This window comes from Acidovorax sp. (genome assembly GCF_046341535.1).
In the GTDB taxonomy this organism is placed as follows: domain Bacteria; phylum Pseudomonadota; class Gammaproteobacteria; order Burkholderiales; family Burkholderiaceae_C; genus Acidovorax.
Window position 1 is genome coordinate 1 of sequence record NZ_JBKDRI010000185.1, and the last position, 3,846, is coordinate 3,846.

A 3,846-nucleotide genomic window follows, 5' to 3' on the forward strand; every position below is an offset into this window, starting at 1 on the left:
CTTTGAACTTGAACCAGCCGTTCGGGCTGAGCCTGTCGAAGCCTTGCGCAGAGCTTCGAACCGCATCAACGCATTCAAGTTGGTTGATGCCGACTCAATAAAAATGGACCGCTGCGGTCGATTTGCAGCCGACGATTTCCAGGTCCGACAGGCTCCTAGACCGCGCTGCGCTGCGCCATGGCCTCGCCCAGTTGAATCGCGCGCATGGGCGCCCATTGCGGGTTAAATTGAAGCGGCCCTGCGGGAAACAGCATCACCACGGTCGAGCCCAGCAAGAACCGACCCATCTCCTGGCCCTGTGGCAGGTGGACCTGACCCGGTGGGTAGTCCCAGCGCCGCAGCGTGCCCGTGCGCGGCGGGTTCACCTGCCCATGCCACACGGTGGCCATGCTGCCCACGATGGTGGCACCCACCAGCACCAGCACAAACGGCCCCTGGGCTGATTCAAACAAGCACACCACGCGCTCATTGCGCGCAAACAGCCCAGGCACGCCGCGTGCCGTGGTGGGGTTCACCGAAAACAGGTCGCCCGGCACATGGATCATGCGGGTCAGCGTACCGGCGCAGGGCATGTGAATGCGGTGGTAGTCACGCGGGCTGAGGTACAGGGTGGCAAAGTGCCCGTTTTCAAACTGTGCAGCCAGCGCCGCGTCGCCACCGACCAGCGCGGTGGTCGAGTAGGTATGCCCCTTGGCCTGGAAGATCTGGTCGCGCGCAATCGCGCCGAACTGGCTGATCGCACCGTCCACAGGGCAAATCAGGTCGGCCGTGGCCAGAGGGCGGGCACCGGGTGTGAGGGCCCGCGTGAAAAAGTCGTTGAAGCAGGCATAGCTGGCAATGTCGGGATTGGCCGCTTCGGCCATGTTGACGCGGTAGCGGGCGACAAAACGGCGAATCGCGGCCGTGGTCAGGCCACCCAGCCGGGCCGATGCCAACTGGCCGGCCATGACCGTGAGCGCGCGTTTGGGAAGAACGTATTGGGGGAGTACGGCAAATCGGTCAGACAAGACGTTCTTTCTGCGTCAGGGGTGGAGCCGGCGATTCTACCGAGCAGCCCGCTCGCGGCTGACGCTGGCGGGCTTGAGTTGTAACCCGGTCTGGACAGCCCCACAGGCCCCGGTTGTCGCCGCAATCTTCTGCAATTGACCGTTGCTGCGGAGGATGAATAAATATCTTCCTCAATGGGTTGATCTTCGTGTTTCAACCACTTACATTTGACACATCAAGGCACACCCGCTCGAAAGTCGGGGTCGCAAAGCCACCGGTCTAACTCCGCACTGCGCGGACAGGACAGCGGGGTTGCCCACAAGGTCCTGCGCGTGGCAGCGCAGTCCCCGCGTTCAAGCGCATGGCAACCTGTCGCAGTGCGCGCGGCTCCATCTTCAGGGTGTGCGATATGCAATCCGCACCCCATGGAGACAGCAATGGCAGCCAAATCACTGATCGGTTCTGATGCCCTGATTCGCCGCTGTGCGCGTTGGGCGGTCTGGGGGGGTGTTGCCCTCGCGGTCGTGGCTTGCGGTGGATCGGACGGTTCCGATGCCAGTGCAGACCTTGCGACCAGCACCATGACGCTGGAACTGGCCCCGGACTCGCTGCCGCAGGAAGCGTCAAGCCAACTGGCGCAACCGCAGTTTCATATTGCTCCGGTCTTGTTGAACCCACCGGATGACGCGGACGTGCAGGATGCCAACGCGTCGGCTGTGATGTCACCGAAACAGCAGGCTGTGCCGAACGAGTTTCGTGCGCTTTCCACCCGCCGACTGACCCTCCCCAAGCTGGAGGAGGTGCGCATGAAAGCGTCTCAAGGCATGCCTTCGGCCCCGCAGGAAGGCGATGCCATGCCGCTGGCGGGCTCCGGGGTGGTCACCACCTACTCGGTGGCGCAGGTGCGGGCAGCCTACGGATTCAGCACCTTGCCCGCAGTGGGCTCCAAGCCGGTCGGTGCACAGGCGGCGGCGCTGGGTGCGGGGCAGACGATCTACATCGTCAATGCCATGCACAACCCGAACGTCGCAGCCGAACTGGCCGCTTTCAACCAGAAGTTCGGGCTGCCCACCTGCACAAACAAGGTGCTGCCCCCCGGCACCGCTTTGCCCTTGGCGGCTGCCTCGGCGTCCACGGGATGTGAACTGTGGGTGGCCTACAGCTCTGCCTCGGGCGCCATCACTGCGACGCCCCCAGCCTACAACTCGGGCTGGGCCACGGAAATTGCCCTGGATGTGCAGTGGGCCCACGCCATCGCGCCGCTGGCGCGCATTGTGCTGATTGAAGCGCCTGATCCGTCGGTCAACAGCTTGGTGGCAGCCATACGCCTGGCCAACTCGATGGGCCCTGGGGTGGTGTCCATGAGCTTCGGTGCGCAGGAGGGGAGCTGGACGCCGTCTGTGGATTCGGCGTTTTCAGCCGCTGGCATGAGCTATTTTGCGGCGACGGGGGACTCGGGGGCCGCGGTCAACTGGCCTTCTGTGTCGTCCAACGTCGTTGCGGTGGGGGGCACCACGCTGACGTATTCAGGCACCGGCACCCGCTCTGAAGTGAGTTGGTCGGGCACGGGGGGCGGGCCGAGCGCCTTCGTCGCCACGCCGTCGTACCAGAAGTCTTCGCTTCCTGGGGTGGGGGCGGTCGCTCGCCGCACCGTTGCCGATGTGGCCATGAATGCCGACCCCGCCACCGGGCACTATGTGGCGGTCATGGCACCGGGCAGCAGCGCCGTGCAATGGATCAGCGCGGGTGGCACCAGCCTTTCGTCGCCCATGTGGGCGGGCCTGGCGGCTGTGGCCAATGCAAGCCGGGTGCAGGCGGGCAAGTCCGTGATGGGCGCTGCCCACCCTCTGCTGTATGGCCAGGTGGGTGCGGTGCCCACCAACTATGCGAGTGGCTTTGCGGACATTCGCTCGGGCAGCCACGGTACCTGCGCCACCTGTTCGGCGCGGATTGGGTATGACCAGCTGTCGGGGCTCGGAACGCCCAACGGCAGCACGCTGGTGTCTCTGCTATCGGGGGCATCGGCCCCTGTGACGGCGCCTGTCGTCACCCCTGCCAGCATCAGCGGCACCTTGGGGACTGCATTGACCTTCACGGCCGCCGTGACTGCTCCGAACCCGGTCACGCTGAGCCTTTCCGGCGCCCCGTCGGGGATGTCGATTGGCGCGACGGGCGTTGTGTCCTGGCCTACACCGGTTGCCGGCACCTACGCCGTCACCGTGGTTGCCAAGGACACGAAAACAGCACTCACCGGGCAGGGCGTCTTCACCATCACCGTGGCCGCGCCCGTGGCGCCTGTGGTAACCAGCGCCAATATTGCCGGGCGGCCGGGTGTCCCCTTGAGTTTCAAGGCGAACGTAATCTCTCCCAACCCCGTTACCTATGCACTGACCGGCGCGCCTGCAGGCATGGCCGTGGGCGCGGATGGTGTGGTGGCCTGGGCCAAGCCGGTGCTGGGGCGCTACAGCATGACGTTGACGGCAAAAGACTCCAAGACCGGGCTCTCTGGCAAGGGCACCTACACCGTCACGGTCTCTGCCACCGGCCCGGTCATCAGCGCTGCTGCCATGGTGGGCGTGGCGGGCACGCCCCTGACCGGCACCATTTCGGTGTCATCCCCCGGCGCAAGCTATCTGTCGGTGTCGATCACAGGCGTTCCGCTGGGCATGGGTTTCTCCATCGCCGGGACCACCATCACCGCCAAATGGCCCAGCCCGGTGACAGGCACATACCAGTTGCTGGTCACGGCCAGGGATTCCGCAGGGCTGTCTGCCCAGCAGGCTGTACCGGTCACGATCACCGCTCGATAGCCCTGAACCTAAAAACGGCAGTTGACCGCTTGTCATCTTGCCGCACACC

General features: G+C 65.0%; 2 protein-coding genes and 1 riboswitch. Of the genes, one reads left to right on the forward strand and one right to left on the reverse strand.

Features of this window, described 5'->3' with window-relative positions; translation table 11 throughout:
- Nucleotides 1–155: 155 nt before the first annotated feature.
- Nucleotides 156–1,007, reverse strand: a complete 852-nt coding sequence (gene asd / locus ACK543_RS14010; protein WP_409943458.1) for an archaetidylserine decarboxylase — start codon at nt 1,005–1,007, stop codon at nt 156–158.
- A gap of 209 nt (nt 1,008–1,216) precedes the next feature.
- A riboswitch (cyclic di-GMP riboswitch) is annotated at nt 1,217–1,307 on the forward strand.
- A gap of 117 nt (nt 1,308–1,424) precedes the next feature.
- On the opposite strand from asd, the gene ACK543_RS14015 reads away from it, so the two are divergent.
- Nucleotides 1,425–3,797 (forward strand): putative Ig domain-containing protein, encoded by a 2,373-nt coding sequence (locus tag ACK543_RS14015; RefSeq protein WP_409943459.1) that lies wholly within the window; start codon nt 1,425–1,427, stop codon nt 3,795–3,797.
- The last annotated feature ends 49 nt before the right edge of the window (nt 3,798–3,846 follow it).